Source organism: bacterium (assembly GCA_016708315.1).
Classification (GTDB): domain Bacteria; phylum Zixibacteria; class MSB-5A5; order CAIYYT01; family CAIYYT01; genus JADJGC01.
The window spans coordinates 235,801-258,253 of record JADJGC010000003.1 but is presented as its reverse complement, the minus strand read 5'-3'; the positions used below and the strand labels follow the sequence as shown (position 1 = coordinate 258,253).

General features: G+C 50.2%; 23 protein-coding genes and 1 tRNA gene. 5 read left to right on the top strand and 19 right to left on the bottom strand.

Going from position 1 to position 22,453, the window contains the following annotated elements:
• Nucleotides 1-6: 6 nt before the first annotated feature.
• From IPH59_04115 to queF, 4 genes are read right to left on the bottom strand one after another with little or no spacing between them, the layout of a single operon-like run.
• Nucleotides 7-585, bottom strand: coding sequence for a DNA-3-methyladenine glycosylase (locus IPH59_04115; GenBank protein MBK7090897.1), 579 nt, complete (start codon nt 583-585; stop codon nt 7-9).
• Nucleotides 575-1,411 (bottom strand): histidinol-phosphatase HisJ family protein, encoded by an 837-nt coding sequence (locus IPH59_04110; protein MBK7090896.1) that lies wholly within the window; start codon nt 1,409-1,411, stop codon nt 575-577. The genes IPH59_04115 and IPH59_04110 overlap by 11 nt, the downstream gene beginning before the upstream one ends.
• Complete coding sequence (locus IPH59_04105; protein MBK7090895.1) at nt 1,411-2,058, bottom strand: MBL fold metallo-hydrolase; 648 nt, start codon at nt 2,056-2,058, stop codon at nt 1,411-1,413. Before IPH59_04105 ends, IPH59_04110 begins: the two co-directional genes overlap by 1 nt.
• A gap of 45 nt (nt 2,059-2,103) precedes the next feature.
• Nucleotides 2,104-2,496: an NADPH-dependent 7-cyano-7-deazaguanine reductase QueF gene (gene queF / locus IPH59_04100; GenBank protein ID MBK7090894.1), complete on the bottom strand. Its 393-nt coding sequence runs from the start codon at nt 2,494-2,496 to the stop codon at nt 2,104-2,106.
• 94 nt (nt 2,497-2,590) lie between these two features.
• Between queF and queC the strand changes: the two genes are divergently transcribed.
• The 3 genes from queC (at nt 2,591) to queD (ending at nt 4,528) form a co-directional block, all read left to right on the top strand.
• Nucleotides 2,591-3,319, top strand: a complete 729-nt coding sequence (queC, locus tag IPH59_04095) for a 7-cyano-7-deazaguanine synthase QueC (GenBank protein MBK7090893.1) — start codon at nt 2,591-2,593, stop codon at nt 3,317-3,319.
• Nucleotides 3,316-4,065 carry a 7-carboxy-7-deazaguanine synthase QueE gene (locus IPH59_04090; GenBank protein ID MBK7090892.1) on the top strand — a complete coding sequence of 250 codons (750 nt, stop codon included), beginning with the start codon at nt 3,316-3,318 and terminating at the stop codon, nt 4,063-4,065. The genes queC and IPH59_04090 overlap by 4 nt, the downstream gene beginning before the upstream one ends.
• Before the next feature lie 100 nt (nt 4,066-4,165).
• Nucleotides 4,166-4,528 carry a 6-carboxytetrahydropterin synthase QueD gene (queD, locus tag IPH59_04085; protein ID MBK7090891.1) on the top strand — a complete coding sequence of 121 codons (363 nt, stop codon included), beginning with the start codon at nt 4,166-4,168 and terminating at the stop codon, nt 4,526-4,528.
• 8 nt (nt 4,529-4,536) lie between these two features.
• Here the strand turns inward: queD and IPH59_04080 are convergent, their stop codons facing one another.
• Complete coding sequence (locus IPH59_04080; GenBank protein ID MBK7090890.1) at nt 4,537-6,327, bottom strand: VCBS repeat-containing protein; 1,791 nt, start codon at nt 6,325-6,327, stop codon at nt 4,537-4,539.
• A gap of 220 nt (nt 6,328-6,547) precedes the next feature.
• Between IPH59_04080 and IPH59_04075 the strand changes: the two genes are divergently transcribed.
• Complete coding sequence (locus tag IPH59_04075; protein ID MBK7090889.1) at nt 6,548-7,438, top strand: LytTR family transcriptional regulator; 891 nt, start codon at nt 6,548-6,550, stop codon at nt 7,436-7,438.
• Nucleotides 7,439-7,523: 85 nt separating this feature from the next.
• Here the strand turns inward: IPH59_04075 and IPH59_04070 are convergent, their stop codons facing one another.
• The 5 genes from IPH59_04070 to IPH59_04050 form a co-directional block, all read right to left on the bottom strand.
• On the bottom strand, nt 7,524-10,094 hold the full coding sequence (locus tag IPH59_04070) for a T9SS type A sorting domain-containing protein (protein ID MBK7090888.1): 2,571 nt from the start codon (nt 10,092-10,094) through the stop codon (nt 7,524-7,526).
• Nucleotides 10,095-10,738: 644 nt separating this feature from the next.
• Nucleotides 10,739-11,383, bottom strand: coding sequence for a YceI family protein (locus tag IPH59_04065; GenBank protein MBK7090887.1), 645 nt, complete (start codon nt 11,381-11,383; stop codon nt 10,739-10,741).
• Nucleotides 11,384-11,585: 202 nt separating this feature from the next.
• Nucleotides 11,586-12,512 carry an ROK family protein gene (locus IPH59_04060; protein ID MBK7090886.1) on the bottom strand — a complete coding sequence of 309 codons (927 nt, stop codon included), beginning with the start codon at nt 12,510-12,512 and terminating at the stop codon, nt 11,586-11,588.
• Between the two features lie 60 nt (nt 12,513-12,572).
• Complete coding sequence (locus IPH59_04055; GenBank protein ID MBK7090885.1) at nt 12,573-13,535, bottom strand: radical SAM protein; 963 nt, start codon at nt 13,533-13,535, stop codon at nt 12,573-12,575.
• 31 nt (nt 13,536-13,566) lie between these two features.
• Nucleotides 13,567-14,778 carry a pyridoxal phosphate-dependent aminotransferase gene (locus IPH59_04050; GenBank protein MBK7090884.1) on the bottom strand — a complete coding sequence of 404 codons (1,212 nt, stop codon included), beginning with the start codon at nt 14,776-14,778 and terminating at the stop codon, nt 13,567-13,569.
• A 180-nt stretch (nt 14,779-14,958) separates the two neighbouring features.
• Here IPH59_04050 and IPH59_04045 point away from each other — a divergent pair, with 180 nt between their 5' ends.
• Nucleotides 14,959-15,273: a winged helix-turn-helix transcriptional regulator gene (locus tag IPH59_04045; GenBank protein ID MBK7090883.1), complete on the top strand. Its 315-nt coding sequence runs from the start codon at nt 14,959-14,961 to the stop codon at nt 15,271-15,273.
• A 15-nt stretch (nt 15,274-15,288) separates the two neighbouring features.
• On the opposite strand, the gene IPH59_04040 is transcribed toward IPH59_04045, so the two are convergent.
• The 9 genes from IPH59_04040 to IPH59_04000 all read right to left on the bottom strand — a co-directional run bounded on the left by IPH59_04040 (nt 15,289) and on the right by IPH59_04000 (nt 22,428).
• Nucleotides 15,289-15,666 carry a cupin domain-containing protein gene (locus IPH59_04040; protein MBK7090882.1) on the bottom strand — a complete coding sequence of 126 codons (378 nt, stop codon included), beginning with the start codon at nt 15,664-15,666 and terminating at the stop codon, nt 15,289-15,291.
• Entirely contained in the window at nt 15,663-16,181 is a 519-nt protein-coding gene (locus IPH59_04035; protein MBK7090881.1) for an HAD family hydrolase, read from the bottom strand. The genes IPH59_04040 and IPH59_04035 overlap by 4 nt, the downstream gene beginning before the upstream one ends.
• Nucleotides 16,182-16,216: 35 nt before the next feature.
• Nucleotides 16,217-17,092, bottom strand: a complete 876-nt coding sequence (locus IPH59_04030) for a glycosyltransferase family 9 protein (GenBank protein MBK7090880.1) — start codon at nt 17,090-17,092, stop codon at nt 16,217-16,219.
• Between the two features lie 141 nt (nt 17,093-17,233).
• On the bottom strand, nt 17,234-18,031 hold the full coding sequence (locus IPH59_04025; GenBank protein MBK7090879.1) for an undecaprenyl-diphosphate phosphatase: 798 nt from the start codon (nt 18,029-18,031) through the stop codon (nt 17,234-17,236).
• Between the two features lie 16 nt (nt 18,032-18,047).
• Nucleotides 18,048-18,749, bottom strand: a complete 702-nt coding sequence (locus IPH59_04020; protein MBK7090878.1) for a hypothetical protein — start codon at nt 18,747-18,749, stop codon at nt 18,048-18,050.
• A gap of 150 nt (nt 18,750-18,899) precedes the next feature.
• Entirely contained in the window at nt 18,900-20,234 is a 1,335-nt protein-coding gene (gene der / locus IPH59_04015) for a ribosome biogenesis GTPase Der (protein MBK7090877.1), read from the bottom strand.
• Between the two features lie 28 nt (nt 20,235-20,262).
• Nucleotides 20,263-20,334: transfer RNA gene (locus IPH59_04010), tRNA-Gly, on the bottom strand.
• Nucleotides 20,335-20,473: 139 nt separating this feature from the next.
• The gene (locus tag IPH59_04005; GenBank protein MBK7090876.1) at nt 20,474-22,003 is read right to left on the bottom strand and encodes a DUF342 domain-containing protein; all 1,530 of its coding nucleotides are present in this window, start codon (nt 22,001-22,003) and stop codon (nt 20,474-20,476) included.
• Nucleotides 22,004-22,014: 11 nt separating this feature from the next.
• Complete coding sequence (locus IPH59_04000) at nt 22,015-22,428, bottom strand: response regulator (protein MBK7090875.1); 414 nt, start codon at nt 22,426-22,428, stop codon at nt 22,015-22,017.
• Between the last annotated feature and the right edge of the window lie 25 nt (nt 22,429-22,453).

Genomic DNA, 22,453 nt, shown 5'->3' with positions numbered 1-22,453 from the left:
TTCCTCCTACTTGCGGGAGACGAATTTACTTTCACTATCATAAAATCGCCACAACAAATCGCGTCCCTGCCTTATGCCAATTCGCGTTCTGGCGACTATTTGCCCAGGTTGAATGCCATCATCGACTACGGAAAACTCCGCGCCAGTTAGGCTCTTTCCTGTATCTGATACCTTAACCCCGAATGCCTGACACAACTTCCCCGGACCTGAACAGAGTTGTCGCTCGTCAATACACGCTCGATTAGCCTGCATCTCAGAGATCCCCTCCAGTGGCTCAATTGCCCGTATCAGTACAGCAGCGGGTACGCCCTCGTCTTCGGTAACAAAATTCAGCATATTGTACATACCGTATATGAAGTAGACATAGAGATGTCCGCCGTCACCGTACATCACGCTGTTTCGCCCCGTCATTCCAAATCGGGCATGGCACGCAGGATCATCTTCGCCAATGTACGCTTCAACTTCGACAATTCTGCCGGATAGTTTCCCCTTGCTGTTTCGGTGTACGAACTTCTTCCCGATTAGTGTCTTGGCAACATCAAGAGTCGGCTGCCGATAGAAGTCACACGACAGTTTAGACGCCATACCCTTCTTCAAGATCACACGGCAGGATTTCTGGGACCAGCGCCACCGCCGACTCGAAATCCAAAGCCAGTTGATCGGGAGCATGAGCATCCGAACCAAGACCGCTCACAAATACCTCAGCGCGACGCGCTTCATTTAATATCGCAATCGATGGATAATACTCGTTGATTCCGTGCCGCATGCCCGACGTGTTGACCTCAAGCGCGAGATCGTTCGCCTTCATTTTGGTAAACAGGCTCTCAAGATACGGCTCATGTGCATTTCGCAAGGCGTCACCGTATACTGCGAGTCCATAGCGCTTATAGACATCAAGATGGGCTATAACATTAAATAGTCCGGACTCGGCAATCTCCTCGGCCTTTTTGAAGTACTTCCCGATCCAGTCTTCGATCTTCCGGCTTTGAAAAAACTGCGGCGCATAGGCTCGCTCCAGAATCGGTTCGTCATCAATATCGTGAACCGAACCAATAATGAAATCCAGATCAAACTCCCGTAGCTCTTTGGCCAGCCTATCGTAAAGGCTAACATCCCAACCTACTTCAAGCCCGACTCGGACTTTCAGTCCTGCGGGAAAGAAGTGCTCTCCTGCCTCCCGCAATTCCTCGATCATTCTCTTGACAGCATCCGGTCCAGCAGGGACCTTCTCACCACCAATCATGAAGTATCCCATTCGGTCTTTTCGCGAAGGCATTATTTCATAATGGTTTGTAAACGTAATCTCGTGGAGCCCCATCTCGAACGCCTTCTGGCAGAACTCGTACACCGTCCCCTTGGCATCGACCGAATGATCGGTGTGAACATGGCTGTCACCTATTGGAAATCTCATCAATTCGACCTCACGTACGGGTTAAATTTCTTCTCAAACCCGACCGTAGTCGGCTCGCCATGTCCTGAATAGATGACCGTTTCGTCATCCAGGACATAAATCTTCCTGATTATCGATCTCTCAATATCGTCAAACGACCCGCCCGGTAAGTCGGTCCGGCCAATACTTCCATTAAACAAGAGGTCTCCCCCAAACACAATCTTCTCCCACCGGAAACAAATCCCTCCCGGTGTATGTCCCGGCGTGTGGAGAACTTCGAGTTGCAGCTTCCCCACGGTGATTTTGTCACCATCCTCCAAAATCTGATCTGCTGCAGCGCATTTGACATTGCCCCCAGTAAGTGCGCTAAGATTTACCATCGGATTGGTCAGTGCGTCCTCGTCTGCAACGTGAATGAGAACAGGACAACCATACTTCGCTCTGACTTCATTCAATCCGCCGATGTGGTCGTAATGGCCGTGCGTGAGCAGGATCATCTTCACCTTCGCACCAATCTCCTCAACCGCCTCGATAATCTGCGGCGCGTCGCCGCCCGGATCGATTATCACCGCTTCGCGAGTATCCGCACAGCCGAAGATGTAGCAGTTCATCTGCAGCTCGCCCACAACGATGTTCTCAAGGAAATATGTTGACTGACTATCGTTCATCGTGCATTTGCCGCGAATAGGGTGAGAAATTGCCGTACATCCGCATCAAGGTTGGGGGTATTCTCTTACTACAGTTGTCTGAATTCCGCCACGGTTGTTGAATCGCCCTTCAAGACGTAGCCGTCTGGGTTTGATTGCCGCGACCAGATCATCAGTTATTCGGTTCACCACGTTCTCGTGGAAAATTCCCTGATTCCGGTAGGCCAGCAAATACTCTTTGAAGCTCTTTAGCTCAATGCAGTACTCTGCCGGCACAAACGTCAGTATCAACGTCGCGAAATCCGGAAGTCCTGTCTTGGGGCAGACACAGCTGAATTCGTTCGTCTCCATTTTGATTTCGTAGTCGCGGTCGCTGTAGATATTGCGAAACGTCTCGATCTCCGGAGTCTTCCACTCGCGAATCTGGTCCTGGCGTCCTTCGTAAGATGATTCTGTCATGACCGGAGTATAAGAAATACTCTCGCCAATTGCAACAGCGACTCATTAAGGCTTTATTTGACATGACCGGGCAATTGCCTATATTCTCCACACTATGAACAAACCGAACATAAATCCGAATTCCGCCGTGGTATTGCTCTCCGGCGGTATTGATTCAACAACTACCCTCGCCATGGCAAAGGCGAACGGCTATCAAGTCCGCACTATCTCCTTCGACTATCACCAACGCCACTTCCAGGAGCTTGCTGCAGCACGAACATTGGCTCAGAAATTTGGCGTCGAGGACCATCTGGTCTTCCCAATCGATCTTGGCCCTATCGGCGGCTCCGCTCTTACGGCCAACATCAAGGTGCCGAAGAATCGCATCGAGACGGAAATGAGCACTCACATCCCGATTACCTACGTTCCTGCTCGAAATACAATTTTTCTCGCGATAGCCTTGGCATGGGCGGAATCGTTGGGAGCTGGCTCAATCTTCATTGGCGCCAATGCCATTGATTACTCTGGCTACCCCGACTGTCGGCCCGAGTTCATCGAAGCATTCCAGAACATGGCCAACCTCGGCACGCGCTCTGGAATTGAAGGTGCTCGCATCATTGTCAATGCCCCGCTGATTCACATGACTAAAGCTCAGATCATCCAGGAAGGCATTCGCCTTGGCGTTGATTATTCTCTTACGCTCAGTTGTTACGATCCCGACAATCAAGGCCGCGCCTGCGGCGAATGCGATAGTTGTTTAATCCGGCGTCGCGGATTCGAAGATGCCCGCGTAGCCGATCCGACAATCTATACCCCAGCTTATCGTGAGTTGAAATCCAAATGAGCTACAAACCGAAGATCGTTTCTTGGCCGACCGAGTTTGACGGGAAACTACCCATTAGCGAAATGTTCCTCTCCATTCAGGGAGAAGGACGTTTCGCCGGGATTCCTGCCCTTTTCGTTCGCTTGAAATACTGCAATCTCGGTTGTGCTTGGTGCGATACCCGTTTCACTTGGGATGAAGATAAGATCGAAGAAGGCTCGCTGCTCACAGTCTCGGAAATCACCAATCATGCTCTCGAAATCATGTCCAAATCATCCAGCCCGAAACACGAGACTCATGTCGTCATTACCGGCGGCGAGCCGATGCTTCATCAGGACAGGATTCCAGCCATGATCGATGCCCTCATCGAGGCAGGATTCTCGTTCTTTGAAATCGAAACCAACGGCATGTACGTCCCTTCGCCTGCAATGATCGCCCGCATCAACTGGTGGAACTGTTCGCCCAAGCTTTCCAATAGCGGCCTGTACACGATGAAAACCCGCGTCGCAGCGGCTCTGGCGACTATCATCGCGACCCACAAATGCGATTTCAAGTTTGTCATTCAAGCGCCCAAAGATATCGACGAAATGGAAAAGATCTTCATGCCGCCAATTCCAGCCGACCGAATCATCTTGATGCCCGAAGGCGTCACCTCTGAAGTCCAGACCCGGATCATGCCGTGGCTTTCCGAAGAATGCATCCGTCGCGGCTACCGCTTCTCGCCCCGCCTTCATATCCTAGCCTGGGGAAACGAGCGCGCCCGATGAATATTTCTCGGTCTTATTCCCTCTTAGCAAAGGGGACCCGATGAATATTTGTTGGTCTGATTCCCCCTTAGCAAAGGGGGACACAGGGGGTTGTATTTAAATGATCGTCACCCTCACCCACCAATTCAACTTCGACGCCTCCCATCGGCTCGACCATCTCCCCTCTCATCACCCCTGCCATAACCTTCACGGCCACGGCTATGTCGTCTTCGTTGAGGTTACCGGCGAAGTCGACCCTGCAACCGGCTTCCTAATCGACTACCGCGAGATCTACGACGCCGTCAAGCCGCTCATCGACCAACTTGACCACCACCATCTCAACGATATCGAAGGCTTAACCATCGCTTCTACCGAATACATCGCCCGCTGGCTCTGGGAGCGCATCAAACCAAAGCTCTCCGGCCTCAGCAAGATCACCATCAGCGAAACCCCACTCACCCGCTGCGAATACCGCGGCGAGTAGTCTTCAAATCACCAATTGCAGGGTGCCGGTCCTCCCGAGAATATGTAAGTGATTAAGTACACTGCGTCCGAAATCGTCACTGTTTCAGAGCAATCTGCGTCTCCCGACAAAATCGGTGACGGAGTTGGTCCCCCATTAAATATGTAATTTATTAGGTAGACTGCATCCGAAACTGTGATGTTCCCGTTGCCATCGGCGTCACCTGCGAGGAAGTCACAAGCGTCGCCGACCTGATCGCCGTCAGTGTCCGTTTGCGTCACATTTGGAGTATTCGGACAATTGTCGCACGGATCGTTGATACCGTCAGAATCGGCATCCGATGTCCCGCATTCATAGATATCCAGAAGCACGTCGACTGAGACATTGGTAAGAATCGTACTCCTGCCAGAAGGCCACTGGACCAAGACCGAATCCGCCATCGCCGCGTCTCCCATCCCGAAGTGCGCCTCAGGTCCATTTTGTCCAAATCCGGACGCGCTTGTCGTCTCACGGAACTGCCAACGCGGTTGACCATCGATAGTTGCAAAAACTGCTATCTTGGCTCCTATTCCTGAACGATTGCTGACGTTGCCGCTGAATCTCACCTCGAGCCAGTGATTTGTATTCCCGTCGTTGAAGTACACTGCATTGTTTTCGGTCTCGCCGAAACCCTTTGCTAGCACTAAGTCGAGATCGCCATCCCGATCCAGATCCCCAAACGAACTGGAAATGGACCACCCGGAATCCGTTACGATCGCATCGCCGGCGAAAGCACTGAAGTTGCCGCTGCCGTCATTCATATACAGTTTGTTCCGGTCCCCCGCTGTATTGAATGCTTGGGTGACATACAAATCGATATCCCCATCATTATCAACGTCGCCTGATGTTGTCGAGAACCAGTAGCCGGGATCATTTGGCACGATTCCGGAAACAACCCGGGTGAATGTTGTGTCACCGACATTAAGGTAAAGGAAGTTCGATTGATTCTGGTAGTTCGTCACGAATAAATCGAGATCGCGATCGTTATCGAAATCCGACCAGAGTGATCTTTCTGAAAACCCTACACCAATACCCGGATCGCTCCCTGTCACTTTCACAAAATTCCCGCCGCCCAAATTCTTGAAAAGCGAATTGTCTTGGAGGATGTTTGCTACGAAGAGATCAGGATCACCATCGCGATCGTAATCTCCCCAGGCCGCCCCATGGGCGCGCAGGCCATCGTTTACTATAGGACCGGTCAAGATCCGTGTAAACGCCCCTGCACCTTCATTTCGATAGAGAAGATTCTTGAAATCGCCGAACCCTACGCTCACAAAGAGGTCAACATCTCCGTCAATGTCATAGTCCGCCCACGAACAATAGTCCGTGTATGCAGGTGTGCTCACCAGCGGCCCTGTCAACTGTTTGGAGAAACTCCCGTTGCCGTTGTTCAGATATAGATAGTCGTTCTGATTTGACCACGTGGCGACGAAACAGTCCAGATCTCCATCATTGTCAATGTCTGCCCAGCTCGAACCGTCGCCTGCATACGAATCCGCGACAATCGGATCACCCTGGACTTTCGTGAAAATTGCCCCTCCATCGTTCCGATACAGAAACGCGGACGCGTTACCGCCCGTCTGATTTACGAAGAATACGTCCAAGTCTGAATCATTGTCGTAGTCGACAAGATTGACACTTCGACTATACCCGCCGTCGTTTACGATTTCACCAGTCGTCAACTTCGTAAAACTCAGTCCTGAAGCTTGTCCGCCGGAGAGAATGATCACTAACGCGACGATTGCGCTTAGAGATTTTTGAAAGTGCTGAGTCAATTGCATGCGTTCTGTCCTTTCTGGAGTTGTGAAGCTCGTTTCATCAGACTGATAACGCATTGACTTGACTTAAGTATACAGCGATGCAGTAAACGGTCAGATTTGACGGTCGAACGGAATTGCCCTGAATGCAAGTTTCGGATTAGTATGATTGTTCAGCAATCTCTAAACACTTTTGGCGAGCATACGTATACTCACCGAACCCAATTTTAAGGACTACGATCAAGTGTCTCTCACAGCCCGCAATATGATGCTATTGGCCGCCGCCTTCGTAACTTGGGCACTTCTTGGGAGTATTTTCTATGGGATTCAATGGTCTTCGACTCAAGAACCGCGTTGGGCTGAGTTGATTCTGGGCGGGCAAATTCGCTGGCTTTCTTGGATTGCTTACGCCGCCCTGATAATTCGCCTGTCGAGAAAGATCGAGAACTCGAAATTAGAGATAGCCCCTAAGATTTTATCCCACACCATAATGGCAATTGCTGTCGTTCTCGCTCAAGCCCTCTATCTGCGCCTTATCCGTCCTGTGCCTCCGATGCTCCTCTATGGAAGAACCTATGCTGAGGTCTTCAATCGCTTTAGGTTTACCGACTACTTGACTTATCAAGCGGTTTTCATCGATTTGGCCGTTTACTTGGCAATTGCCATCCCGACGACCTTGCTTGTACGTCAGACTCCGATTCGCACCGATTCGCCTAGCATTCCGGACACCGAAGCACCTAATCCTGATATCGCAACCATCTCCCAAGACAGCGTACCTACATTCCCGAATTCGATGCCGCTTGAGCAACTTCAGATTCGGCTCGCTGATAAGACGATTTTTCTGCCCGTGTCCGAAATTGAATGGGTCGAGTCTGCCGATTACTATGTAAACATCCGTGCTCGCGGCTCGAAGTTGCTCCACCGTGAATCCATTCAGAATTTGGAAGCCCAACTTCCGCAGGGCCAATTCCTCAGAGTCCACCGGCGCGCCTTGGTAAATTCCAGCATGATCAAGGAACTCGTGTCAATTGCGGAATCGAGGTGGGCTGTCCGAATGAAATCAGGCGACCTTGTAGAGGTCAGCCGTCGGCGCCGTCGACAAGTCGAGTCCGCACTTTCTTCACCGCGCTTATAATCTACTGTCACACACCCACAAAAAAACAGGAGCGGGCTGTTCGACCCGCTCCTGTTGAACGATGTATTAGTGAAGTAGGATTAAATTACTTCATCAACACCATTTTCTTGGTTTCGGTGAAGCTACCGGCGGTCAACTTATAGAAGTAGATACCGCTGGCGGTGTTCGCCGCATTCCAAGAAACGTCTACATGGCCTATGTTCGTTCCGTTATAGCTCTGAACCAGCTGACCATTTACGTTGTAAATGTCAAGCTTCCAGTCGGCAGAGACTGGCAGGTCGAATCCGATCTTGGTGAGCGGATTGAACGGGTTCGGGGTATTCTGAGACAGCGCAAATTCGGTCGGAAGCGCGGACTTCTCAACACGAACGTTCATGAGGTTGCCATAATAGTCGGCAACTTCAACACTGCTCAGCTCAGCTCCAGTGACAGTCAGAAGCTCATTCGCGCCGTATGAGATCGAGTTGGACATATCATCCAAACCGGACCATACGAGCATATGAAGCTTGCCATCTCTCTCGGCATAATCAACCTTCATCGAGGTGTTGCTCGTTACCGAGACAGCGCCTTGAATGTCGAAGGTCAAGTACATAGCGCCGATTGCATCGGAGCTATTTGTCGAAAGGGTGCCGTTCTGTACCGTGACTTCAGCAGTCGCGGAGAAGGCAGCAAGTTTCGCAAACGGAAGAGCGTCACCGACAACTACTCTCAGCAAGTAAACAAGGTCACCGACCGAAAGTATTGTTCCGTCTTGGTTGGCGTCCGAAGCAGCAATCTGGGCTTCGCGGAACTGCGGGTTCGGATCGAGAGCGGCCAGTCCATACAGGAAGTAGTTCGTGTACAGAACGGCGTCCGCGATTTCGTACGGAATTCCGTTAAGGTTCAGATCGCCAGGAGCGTCAATCGAGTCGGCGCAAACGATGTCAATTCCACCGTTAAAGAAGTTAACGACGGAATCAGGATGGTATTTGGCGCCTAATGTGACCATACAGTTCACATCAGGAAGGATACCCTGCCAACCACCATAGTACTGTTGACCAGTGATTTCACCAACGCCATCGAAACCATATACATGGTTAGCGATATAGAGGGTGTCACCAGTGATCGACGAGAAGGTGTTGTCGCCGCAGTCAAACCACCAGAACTGGATCGGAAGGTACTGGCATTCGTAGGTACGATCATTAGTTACAAGGAACTTCAGTTCGGCAAGCGCGCCAATAGCGTTCTCACCATAGCATGAAGGATGGTTTGCACCATTGTTCATGTCGGCTACAGCCACGATGCGAAGAAGACCGGACGGGCAGGAACCCGAGCAGTTTCCAACGGCGCCATGACGATAGGTGAAGTATTCAAAACCGCAATTGGTAAGAATACTACCCGGCGTAGCACTAATGAACGACAATGCGCTCGCATCGTACTTGATTAACAAGTCGTAACCGCCGAATCCTTCAGTGAAGTGATTCAAGCTGATCGATACGAACTCATAGTTACCCTGAAGCGTGTTGTGGGTCTTTTCGATCACAACTTCGAAGGTCGGGGCAACATGAATCGTAAAGTTGCAAGACACTGTCTGGCAACCGTCGGTTACGTCGATGGTGACATCATGGTCGCCAAGGTACGCATTGTTACCGAATTCGGTCGGCCAGCTCCAGGCACCCGTTGCCGGGTTAACGGTAAATGCACCAGCAGTAACCGGACCTGAGAAGCTGTTAAGCGAATAGGTCAGGGCCACCGGGCAGTTATCCAAATCAACAGCGGTCACATCGCCGTCAGCCGTCCATCCCCAGTATACGAACAATTCGGAACCCGGGGTCGGGCATTCGGTGAATGACGGAGCATCGGTAACCAGCGAAACTTCAAATTGACAGTTCGCGCTGCCGCCGTACTCGTCCGTGACCTTTACAGTGATTTCATAGAGACCGCAAACGCCGGCGACTGCCGGAGGATCCCATACAAAATTACCTGTATTGTCGATTGATCCTGGACCGGAAACAATTGACCAGCTCTGATCTGGATTCGGATTGCAATTGAGGTCCGGGTCAGTGAAGTTAAAGTCATATTGAACGACGGCACAGGCATTAAATACCAATGCGCCTGGAGGACAATTCGAAACCGTCGGAGGTGTGTTGTACACACGATAGGTTCCAGCATTGCTCGTCAGGGTGGCAAGCGTCGCATCAGTCTTTACAAACTGAGTCGAAGCAATAACCGGGTCGATATCGACAACCCAATCGCCGCCATCTTCTACAACAAATAAACCGGTATCACAGGAAGTGGTTACCGTAAACGTGAAATCATATGAACCCGCCGGCATAATGATCGGCGTGGCGCAGCCAAAACCGTAGATTCTGGTCGAATCTTCGCTGCTGCCGTTTACCTTGGAGGTATTAGCAACGGCGCCGGCTACTGCAGCCACGTTCACAGACGTGATGGTACCGAAAGCGTTGGTAACCGTCGAACGTACATTTGACATAAGGTCAAAAGCAGCGATCGGCTCGGTCGCAACGACACGCGCGGTAATCACGTTGCCAGTGGTATTATACGGAAAACTACCCGGTTGGTAGGTCACCGTTACTGCCGCGTAAATCGAGCTAAACGAGAACAGAAGCATTAATGTCAGTAGCAAATAAAAGAACGAACAGTTTCTTTGCTTCATTCTATGCTCCTTATTGCTCCACAAAAAAGTGTTTCAAAGGTTCGAAGTGCTCTCCGAGGATTTATCTGTTCCACCCTCGCTTACGATCTCGGAAAGATCTTCATGATAATCTCATTTCGTCACCGCCCATGTGGGAGGACAAAACGAAGAAAAAGTCAGTAGATATATAATTTTACGGTGGGCTGATGGATAGCGTGACCTAATAAAAGGATGCTAAATCCAAACTTGGTTACAGTTGAGATTAAGAGAGACTATGACTAATTGTGTACGATAAATGACCCTAGACGCACACAAGGTAACGCATAGCTCAAAAATGTCAACCACTTTTTGACAAATGTCCCGAAATTTCCTGATCTTGTCATCCACAACTGCACCACTCTCCTTACACAATACCACAATACCATCTAGTTGTGGCCAGCAACCGTTCCGACCTTTCGCCGAATCTAAGCTACCGGATCGAAGGTCTATTCCCTACTCGCACTTCACCTGTGATATTGAGAAAGCTGTTTTCCGTTCACAAAACATGGGTAACACATATTAATGCGCATATTCGCATATGCCTATTTATGATATCTCTATCCGACGCCCACAAAAAAGCCCCGCTGCCTTTCGGCAGCAGGGCTGATTCTCGACAATCCAATTGCTTACATCTGCGTCGAACAATAGACGTCAAAACGAAGCTTAACTTTGTCGTCCATACGAAGAAGAGCTTCCTGCGGAATCTCGATTCCGAACGAAGACAACCGGAAATTAATCGCCCCGTTCAAATGGAGCAGATCCCCAGGCAGACGACCCAGAGTAACATCATTAGCGGCAAGGTAGCGGATTGATACATCCACACCGACCGTGTCGATAATCGAACCGATGGTCAGAACCCCGCGACCGGTAGCTGGAACAGCCTTTTCGTTCTCCAGCGCATAATTTCGGCTGACCGTGAAATCCAGTAACCGGAAGTTGGCCGTGCTTGCGCCCTTCCAATCGATAAACCGCGAAGAAAAGACTTCCATATCATAACTCGAATTGCCGGTCGACAACGTGCCAAGTTGCACATTTAATTCTAACGAAGCGCCATCCTGTATCGAATCAAGCCGAATGTCCGCAGAAATGTCGAACGAGGATGTCTTCGCTAAGGTAGACTGCAATTGAGCGTTATTCTCCATCACGACGAAATTTCGGTTATTGTCGCCATTACCGCGAAACATCTTGCGCATTCCCGTTTGCGATACGGCAGCCGCCGCAACCATGACGATTAATGCAACTACCGCGATCAGGGTGATATTCCTTTTCATTACTCTATCTCCTCCAAAACCTAATGTTCAAGTCAGCGCCGAATATAGTCGATGTGATTAGGACGAAGCAAGCGATAAACTGCCGAAAACTTTCTTAGGTTCATTTTGCCGCGCCTGCACTCACACCATCACCCAAGAAGATCCCAATCGGATATACCATGTCGCCCATATTGTTTTTATGCACATATGTCGATTTCTGTATTTAATGGTGGAATTCCCGCTCCAGCGGCAGAAGGGCTGCACCCAACATCCCTGCGTCATTGCCCAACTTGGCAGGCACTATCCTCACCCGGGCTACCGAGGCTTTCGACGCATACTTCCTCAAGCACTTGCGAATCGTCCCAAAGTAGATCGCTCCACCTGCTGCAACTCCCCCGCCGATGACGACAATCTCGGGATTCAGTATTTCTAGTGCCGAGCCGATTCCGATCGCCAGATACTCTGCCGAAGTCTTGATCGCAGCGATTGCTTCCTTGTCGCCTTTTTTGGCCAGCTCGAAAATGAACTTGCTTCCGCTCCCTGCCGGAACTTCGCGGCCATAGTACTTGGCGAACGAAGCGGCGTTGACATACATTTCCAGACAACCGCGCTTTCCGCATTGGCAAGGGACTCCATCGAAGTTGATGATACTGTGCCCCATCTCAGCCCCGGCATACCAAGCGCCGCGCCATATCGAGTTGTTGAGAATTATTCCGGAACCGAGCCCCGTGCCAACCGTGATATAAAGTCCTGATGCTTTGCCCTTTCCTGCTCCGAATCGGTGCTCCGCCAATGCCATGACATTGGCATCATTGTCAACGCAGACCTCAAGGCCGCTTGCCTTCTCAAGACTCCTTTTGATATCCGTCCCACGCCAACCAACGACGTTGGGAGAACCACCGACTACCTTGCCCTTTTGAATATCAACTATCCCGGGACTGCCGACACCGATCGTGAAGACTTCCGCCTTGTGTTCTACCGCGAATGATTCGAGTTCCGAAGCAATCATTCCAAACTGCTTCAAGATTGCCGCGCGGCTTGAGCCGGTTGGTGTCGAATTGGTGTAGACGATCTTGGCGTGACGATCGACCAAACCGTACTTGATGTTTGTGCCCCCGAGATCAATGCCTGCGAAAAGTTGCTTTGCCATGATCATAAACTAACCGGCAGCAACTCAGATTCAACTAAAACCGGGAATGAACTGGGGATGTTATTCTTGGAACGGTTGGTCGTCGGAAAATTGTGGTCGATAGTGGTCCGGCGATTCCAATTCCTGTACCCACCCGCGATAGAAACCGAGTGAGTGGAATTCAGCGATCACCTCTTCGTATTCCTCCGCCGTCACTTTCCTACCCAATTTGGGATGGTCTGCAACTGCTGGCGTCGGCCAATATTGTGACATCAGCGAGATGTGCACCCCGACAGATAACTCCTCGGCAATGAACCGCAACACGCCCTTGGAATTCTCGACTTCGCCCGGAAGAACCAAATGCCTGATTATTAGTCCCGACTCAACAACACCGTCGTCATCCAGCCACAAGTTGCTTCCCTTTTGCCGGAACATCTCCTTAAGTGACAGCTTAGCTACTTCGGGATAATGCGGTGCCTGCGAGTATCTTCGGGCTAACAGATCATCAGAGTACTTGAAGTCAGGAAGATACACTGCGACTCGCCCCTCCAAGTCTCGAATCGTCTCAAATCGATCGTATCCGCCGTTGTTGAAAACGAATCTCAACCCTGGCCTGACCTCGTTCAAGACATTCATCAGTACCTTCATCTGCGGGATGAAATGCGAAGGCGACACGAAGCCTACCAGCTTGATACCTTGGTCCAGCACCGCCTCAATGCTCTGAAGTATTACTTCAACTGATCTCGATTCCTGCGCCACAGTCTCGCGATTACGTGAGATTTCATAATTCTGACAGTAAACGCATTGCATGTTACAGTGATTGAAGAAGATGTTGCAGATACCGTTCTTTCCAGAGATCACCGGCTCCTCGCCTCGATGTGGAAAAACCGAAGCTACCGAAAATCCGACCCCGCTTTGACAAAACCCTAGCTTGGAGCCGGCGCGATCAGCATGACACTCATGCGGACAGATCGAGCAGCCGCGCAGTTCTTCAAGCGGCTCCAAAAGCCGCTTCCAGTCGAGATGGGAGTACGGGGAGGACATTGTATCTCGGTCGTTCCCCGCTCAGAAGGGGTTACTTGTTGTAGACTTCTACAGCACGAACTAGCGCCTGCAGAGCTTGGCGCAAGTCGGCTTCCTTGAGCACGTAGGCAATTCGTACTTCCTGCTTCCCTTTATCGGTCGAAGCATAGAACCCATCACCCGGAGCAACCATCACTGTCGAACCGTTGTGGGAGAAATCCGTCAGTAGCCACTGCGCGAATTTATCGGCGTTATCGACAGGCAGTTTCGGCATAATATAGAATGCACCCGCCGGTTTGGTGAATACCGCACCCGGAATCTTGGCGAGCTCTTCGCAGACAATGTCGCGCCGAGTTTGGTATTCCGAAATCATGGTATCCAAGAACTTGTCAATAACCTGATAACCCGCTATCGCGCCCATCTGCTCTATTGTCGGGGGACACAGCCTTGCTTGCCCCAATTTCAACGCGCTCGCAATGATATCAGTGTTCTTACTTATTAGACAGCCGATCCTCGCCCCGCAGGCCGAAAACCGCTTTGAAATCGAATCAAGGCAGATCGCCCGGTCGGCAATTTCGGGAAAGCTGAGAATGCTGGTGTGTATCCGACCGTCGTAGGTAAACTCGCGATAAACTTCATCGGCCAGCACCCACAAATTCCGCTCAACAGCCAATTCCGTTAACATCTTCAAATCATCGCGGCTGAATATCGCACCGGTCGGATTATTCGGTGAGCAATACATGATGGCACGTGTCCGCGGTGTAATCCGTTTCTCGAACTCTTCCCGCGTCGGCATTGAAAAACCATCTTCAATGTTGGTCGGCACCGGAACAAGCTTCATCGCTGCCATCGTCGCAAAGCCGTTATAGTTGGTGTAGAACGGCTCCGGCACAAGGATTTCATCGCCGGCATCGCCAATCGCCATCAAAGCAAATAGAATCGCTTCCGACCCGCCCGTCGTTACGACGATATCATCTACATTGACACTGATATCAAACCTGTGGAAGTATTTGCGAATCTCTTCGCGCAGAGCCAACAGCCCCTGCGAAGGTCCATAGGCCAGCACTTTTTCATCAAAATTACGCACCGCCTTCATGATCTCATCAGGCGTGACAATGTCCGGTTGGCCGATGTTTAGATGATAAACCTTCGTTCCGCGCTTCTTTGCCGCATCAGCAAGTGGCACCAATCTGCGAATTGGCGATGCTTGCATTTCCATGGCGCGTTGCGAAAGCTCCGCAATTCGTGCCGCCTTATTGACCATCTGTGTGCTCATTGTATGCCATTCCCGGATGATTCATTGTGTTTTCTTGCCCATCCATAAAGAATTGTAACTGTCAAGCTCCAGAGTGTCAATCGAATTCTCTCTGCTCATTCAGAAGGGCTTGACACTGCCGCAATCATAGTACATACTCCGACAACACACTTAACACGATTACAGAAGATGGCAGATACAACCGAAGTCGTTCAAATTTTCAGAGCTCTTTCCGACGAAACGCGCGTTAAGATAATCCTCATGCTGAATACTCGCGCCCGTTCGGTCGGTGAGATAGTCGATCTCTTCAGTGTTTCCCAGCCGACGATTTCGCGCCACTTGCTTGTCTTGAAGCAAAGCGGTTTGGTGGTTTGCAAGCGCCGCGGACAGCAAGTGATTTACGCTATCAATGAAGATGGCTTTCGCGACGACCTGCTTGGTTTCTTGAGAAGTATCGAATGTGTTAAGCCGATGATCGGCCCTGCCCCCGCCAAGAAGAAATAGCCCGCTCTTGCTCTGCTAAGCCTCGGTAATCACCGTATCGTCGTGCTCATATGGCGGCACGCACATACATAAGAACACCAAATCTGCATCTCCGCGATTCCAAATCTTATGCTTCTCGCCCGGAAGAAGAGCTATAGCATCTCCCATGTGCACCGTAAATGACTCCCCTTCGACTTGCATTTCACCGACACCACTTATGATGTAGTAGATTTCTTCCGAGGTCGCATGGAAATGCTCCTCCGTCGCTCCGCCAGCCGGAACAACGGCTTCCGCCAGTGATTGCATCTTCAGAATTGAATTTCGTGGAGCTAGAATCTCGCGAATTTTCGAAGTGTCCTTCGTTACAAATTGCGGACACTCATTTATGTTCACTTTGCGCTGTTTACTCGTCATTCGTTGATATTGTCGACTATGAGGTTCACCGCTGCCAGAATATCCGCCACAATGTGATGCGGTCCACCCCCGGAAGGCAACTGTTTCTCTTCAATTGAACCGTAACCGGTGCGTACGAGAATCCCCGTCGCTCCAATGTTGTGTGCCAACCCCATATCCAACATCCTATCTCCGACGACATACGAATTAGCCAAATCGATGTCGAAGGTCTCAAGAGCGCGATCAACCATTCCTCGTCCCGGCTTGCGACACGTACACCGCCCCGAGATCGTCGGCAAGTGCGGACAGAAATAAATCCCGTCAAACCTGATTCCTGCGATGGCAACCAATTCCTCGAGTCGCTCATTAACCCGACTCACCTGCGTTTCCGTCGCAATCCCGCGCGCAATTCCCGATTGGTTGCTCACGATGAAGACCCGAAATCCCCTCTTCTTCGCCATCTTCAATGCTTCGAGTGCCCCGGGAATCAGTTCTACCTGATCCGGACTTACGATATAGTCCTTCTCAACATTCACCGTTCCATCTCTATCGAAAAAAATCGCCCGCTCGCTCATTGTACATCAACATCCTTGCTGATCAATTCCTTGATCTGCTCTACTATTTTCCTCGCCTCCATTTTGGTGAAACAATATCTCTGCTCGCGATGACAGTGTCGTTTCCCATGCAAACTGCACGGCGAACAATATTCATTCACTGAATAGAATCCTGCCCTCGCTCCACGCGGTGCAAATCCGAGTATCGGATGCGTTGGCCCAAACAACGCGAGTGTCGGTTTCCCTAACGCTGCCGCAAGATGCGCAGAACCTGAGTCATTCGAAAGAACAAATCGCGCCCTTTCGAGCGCCGCTGCGGACAATCCGATGCTTTCTTCGCAAAGAACTCCAGCGCAGTTCTGGCCGAGCTTGGCTTTCAGTTCTTCCATTGACGCCTTCTCGTTCGGCGCCCCGACCAGAAGTGCCCTCAAACCATTTTCATCAGCTATCAACCTGGCGACTTGGTCCCATAGTTCACCGGGCGCTTGTTTCGTGTCATGTGCCGCGCCAGCAGCGATGACGAAGTAGTCCTCGGGGATGTTACCTGCCACTTTGAATTCAGCCCATTTCATTCGGAATTCTGCCCCAACAATGAGCCTCGGTAAATCAAGGTTCGTGCTTATCCCAAGCGACTCCAGCGCTCTACCATATCGTTCTATCGCATGGTTCGGTTTGGTATGCAACCACTTTATCCGTACACTCGCGAATCGCTTGAGCCACTCCTTGCGCGTCGAAACCCACTTTGCACCGAGCGACGAACGAATCTTCGCACTCCGAATGTTGTTGTGAAGGTCGATAGTCCGATCAAAACCAACTTTACGCAATTCAGAGACAAGTTTGGACTCTGTTGCTTCCGAATCCCAAAGGTGAACTCGATCAACGCCGTCAAACATCGACAGTAATTCACCAAATCGCGATTTAGTTAGGTAGTGTATCTGAGAATCCGGGAAGGCCTTGCGCAGTTGTCGAACTATCGGCTCCGTTAGTACAATGTCGCCTAAGGAGCCAAAACGGATGATCAGGATATGCCGCATTTACAGGAATATTATAGTCAATACCCCGACAATTGCGCAGTAGAATCCAAACATATAGAACTTGCTGCCTGCCAGCGATTTCAGCAGCCAGTAAATTGCCAAAAGTCCGACTATAAACGAGACTGCGATTCCCACCCCGAAACTTGCCAAGTCAGTTACGACTGTGGGTTCCTTCAAAAGATCGACAGCCTTTAACAACACCGCTCCACCAACTGCCGGCAACGACAACAGAAATGAGAATCTCGCGGCTTGTGCCGGTTCAATCCCCTGATAAAGCGCAGCCGAGATTGTTGAACCTGATCGCGAAATACCGGGCAACAGAGCACACGCTTGAGCAATCCCCACGACAAACGAATTGGTCATCTTTATTGGCTGGCGCTTCCTCTTTATGAAATGTGTCGAGATCAGCACCGCTGCCGTCACCAAAAGTAGGTAACCGCCAAGTGTTGTCGAATCGAATTGCATTTCAATCCAATCCTTGAACAATAACCCCGCAATCGCCGCTGGAATCGACCCGATTATGATGTACAGCCCCAGTCGGAAACTCGTTTCATTCGCCTGTCGCTTGTGCCCGAAAATATACCCAAAGAATGATGACAACAACTTGATGACATCTTTTCGATAATAGATTAGCACCGAAAGCAGTGTACCTATATGCAAAGCGACTTCAAGAAAAATGCTCGGCTCATCAATGCCGAGCAATTTCTGCCCAATAATCAGATGTGTTTTGGAAGAAACCGGCAGGAACTCGGTGGCGCCTTGCACAGCTCCAAGGATGATGGCGTCTATCATATTCATTCGTTAGTTGTCTGGTCTACCACATGAAAAACGTAATGCCGCCGAGAAATCCGACTTCATCATCAATCTGGACTTCACCGGTCAAACTGATCTTGCTGGAGATCGGAAACACCGAACCCAAATTCACTCCGATATTGAAATCCGATTCATCACTCGATACTGTCGCTTGTGAGTTAAGCAACTTCGACAGTCTCGAAGTCGTTCCCGGAACACCCAATTCAACTACCTCGGTCTCAGCACTGTAATTATCGGAACGAACATTTAATCGTCCGTAAGGCGTAAACGCAAACCCGTTTTCGAGTTTAACCGGCTTACTCACGATGTAATTCAATCCAATCGTCCACGTCGAAGCATCGACATTTCCGTAGCCCATCGAGAAGTACTCAAACACCGCTCCAGCAGCCATATCAAACGAATATCCCAACTTAGACTGCATAAATTGATACTGTACATCCGCGTTCAATAACAGCGATGCGTCGTCGTTAGCCTCATGGTCAAGCAAAGCCAACGATCCAGAAATATCCACTTGTGAAGCTATCCCGTAGCGTACGGTCCCGAATATGTGTTTTACATTGTCAAAGATGCCGATACCGGTCGTCAGATTAAGACTTCCCCATCCTGACGTCTCGGCGCTGCGCATTTGACCGATCATCAATGCTTGCGAAGGAGCCGCGCTGAGTAGCACAACGGCGAAGATGGCGGCTATCATCTTTCTCATGGTCAGATTCCTTTCAACAGATTCACAAAACACCTGCCTGCAAACATACAGGCGCCAACCCGAATTCTTGTCTCCAATATACTCTCGGTATGCTCGCAAAGTTTACTACACGAGCATAAAACTTTGTGAAGTCTTGTCAACGACTTCAATTCATTCCATATCGGGTCGGGTCGAACGGGGATTGAATTTCATGCGCAGCGCATTGCCTACAAAGCCAAAACGCTCTCGCAGTCGATTCTCCAAATAGCGGATATATGTGATATCGATTTGCTCCGGATAATTGGCAAAAAACACAAATGTCGGCGGCGAAATCTCAGTCTGTGTCACATAATAGAACTTTATGTGAACTCCGCGATGCGCAGGTGGATGTCTTTCTTCCACGGCGGCCTCAAGGAAATTGTTCAACTCCGCTGTCGGAATCCGCTTCTGCCGATCATTATATACTTCGATTACCTTATCAAGCACTTTCGTGACTCGTTGCCCGGTCAATGCCGAAACAAAGACCAACGGGATATAACTCATCGTTCGTGCCTTCTCGTGGAAGGTGCGGGTAAAATGATCGACCGTATAGGTATCCTTCTCGACCAAATCCCATTTATTGACAACGATCACTATCGCCTTGCGTGCTTCTTCAGCCTGCTCGATTATCTTGATATCCTGGCCAGTGATTCCATTCGGTGCTTCAACCAATACCAGCGCCACATCTGCCCTCTGAAGCGTACGTATTGACCGCAGCGCGGTATACATCTCCAGATTATCCTTGACTCTCGCTTGTCGGCGCAGTCCGGCGGTGTCGATCATGACAAAATCCTGCCCGCTGTACTCAAGAAACGTATCAACCGAATCGCGCGTAGTCCCCGCGATATCGGTCACGATGAGCCGAGCATCTCCGAGCATCTTATTCACGAGCGACGACTTGCCGACATTGGGCCGCCCGATTACCGCCACACGAATCGCGTCGGGTCGAAACTCTTTCTCCTCGCTGACATCGGGCAATCTCGCCACAATCTCGTCAAGGACATTGCCCACATTAAATCCATCGGTCGAAGAAACGGGAAACGGCTCGCCCAATCCCAATGAGTAGAATGCATTCGCTTCCAATTGAAGCGTCTCATTGTCTGATTTGTTGGCTATCAGCAAAGTCGGCTGCTTCATCTTCAGCAACATCTTCGCAATCTCTTTGTCGATTTCCATTGGGCCTACCTTGCTGTCCACCATGAACAACACAAGATCGGCCTCCTGAATAGCAATCTCAGCCTGTTCGCGTACTCGTTGATCAAAAAGTTCGTGCGAACGCGGTAAGAAACCGCCGGTGTCCACGGCGACAAAGAATCTGCCGGTCCACTCCATTGTTCGATAGAGCCGGTCTCTTGTTACACCAGGCTGATCATCCGTGATGGCTAGACGATCTTTTATGATGCGATTGAAGAATGTCGATTTGCCGACATTCGGACGTCCGATAATTGCGACTACTGGTAGCGCCATAACTCAATTCGTTAAAGACATAGAAAATAGCGGGTGAAGGGAGTTGAACCCTCGACATTCAGCTTGGGAAGCTGACGTTCTACCGCTGAACTACACCCGCAGCGAATAAAGCAAAACCTACGCCCAATATCGCCCCATTGCAAGGGATTTCTTGGTCGTGGCCGCATACGCAACTCTCAAGCCGTCTTAAATCGCAACGGAATCAGTAGATAGGAGGTTAAATGAACTGTTAAGTGGGACTAAACTTTGACTGCCACTGCAGGCTGTTCTTGGACCTGTTGACCTTCGGGAGATTCGCTTTCCTGCGGTTGTTCGCGCTTGCGTTTCTTCTTTTCCTCTTCAAGAACACGCTCATAATTGCCGTCTAAAGGCACCTTAATAATTGTGTCGCCCGCTTTTTCGAACACGATCGGACCCTTTTCGTCATCCATCAGCTCTTTGTAGATGCCGCCAAAATGCAGAACGCTACCCGCGTAAGCCTTGCCCTCAACAACAATTCGCGCTTCAGTCATCAACTGAAGTTTCGCGCGTAGTTGCTCCTGCTCTTGTTTCAGCTCGCCAATGAGATTCGGCATATCCTTGATAAACACCTTGAACTGATCCAGCGCTTCTTTCTTGTCCGCTGGAAGCTTACCATTCATCTCAAGCTTGTACAGGAATACCATCGCATCTTTGATCCGTTTCTCATCCGCGTGAAGTCGCTCAAGTTCATGACCAACTTCGCGGAGGCGGTCTACAGTCTTCATATCATATGCGACATGAATATGCGTCGGCACCGATGCTTCATTGCCGATCTGAACAGCGCGAACCAGATTCTTTGCGGCAACACTTCCGCCGATGATACTTCCCGGTTTGCCCTGCACATATACCGCATCATCGGCATATATGTCAGCGTTGAGCGCCTCGCCGCCGATCATCACACTGCCGCCGGCACGAATCTTCTGATTTTCCACATACTTGGCCGTGACATCCGCACCTGCGATTAGTTTGCCTTTTCCTGCTCCGAAATAACCGCCGTGGATCATAACACTGCCGCCAGCTTGTACTATAGCGTCAGCGACGTTTCCACTCACTTCAATATTGTGACCTGCGATCACAGTGAAGTCCGAGGAGATGTCCTTGCCGATTTTCAAAGAGCCCACGCAGTCGATATTGCCGGTCTTAGTATCTACCGAAGCTGGAATATTCTCATTAGGGTGAATTGCCACAGTATTGAACTTGTAGGCAATCGTTCCGTCGATGGTTGCAGACAACTCAAGTCCATCACTGCTGATTTCGGTGTTTGTGCCTTTGCCCAGTTGGCGATCACGTCCTGGCTTGGCCGCAACCGGAGTCCCAAAGACCGATTTTCCCGGCGTCCCTGCAGTTGCCGGTGTCTTTCTTGCTAAGATTTGCCCTGCACGTGCATTCTGTATGAAATGGAGATTCTTGTAGTCAATTCTTCCGCGGTCATCAACGCTCGGCTCTGCCGAAGACTGTACCTCAAACAGTAACTCAATTGTCGCATCATTACCGGCCTGCACTGGAATTCCCTGTGCGATGACCGTCGGCTCAGTATTCTCGGTATTGCTCAGAGCATTGGTAATGGAATCTTCGTTAACTCCGAAAACGACATCATTCTCTTTCAGCAATTGCTTGATTTTGTCTAGATCAGGAGTTGCCTCTTCAAGCTCAGCCGCCACAATCTGAAGGTTCGCCACGGTACCTTCATTCGTGACAGTTAACAAAATCCCTTTCGGTGTCTTGAGATGCTTGATATCGCTGGCCACTGTTGCTCCTATTAAGGACTCTGCTTTGGTGCCTGGCTGCGCCCTGCTTGACTGCGCCAGTATGCACGTTCCATTACGACGGTTACTTCATAGTGCTTGAAGGGTTTGGTGATATACTCGTCTGCTCCGTAAATAAGCGCGTCCTTAATCGTGTAAGAATCCGCGTAAGCTGTCATCATTATGACTGCAATGTGGGGATAATTTGCCTTGATCTCTTTAAGCAATTCGAATCCGTTCATGTCCGGCATCTTCACGTCAGAAAGCACAAGATCAATCGGCTGCTCTGCCAGTATCTCACGAGCGCCGAAACCGCCGCTTGCAGTAATGACTTTGTAGCCCGCCTTCTCCAAAATCTTCGTCATGAGACTTCTCATGACTTCTTCATCATCTACAACCAGAACTTTTATCGGATCGAAGTCTTCCATTATGGTACTCTCCCTATACTGACAT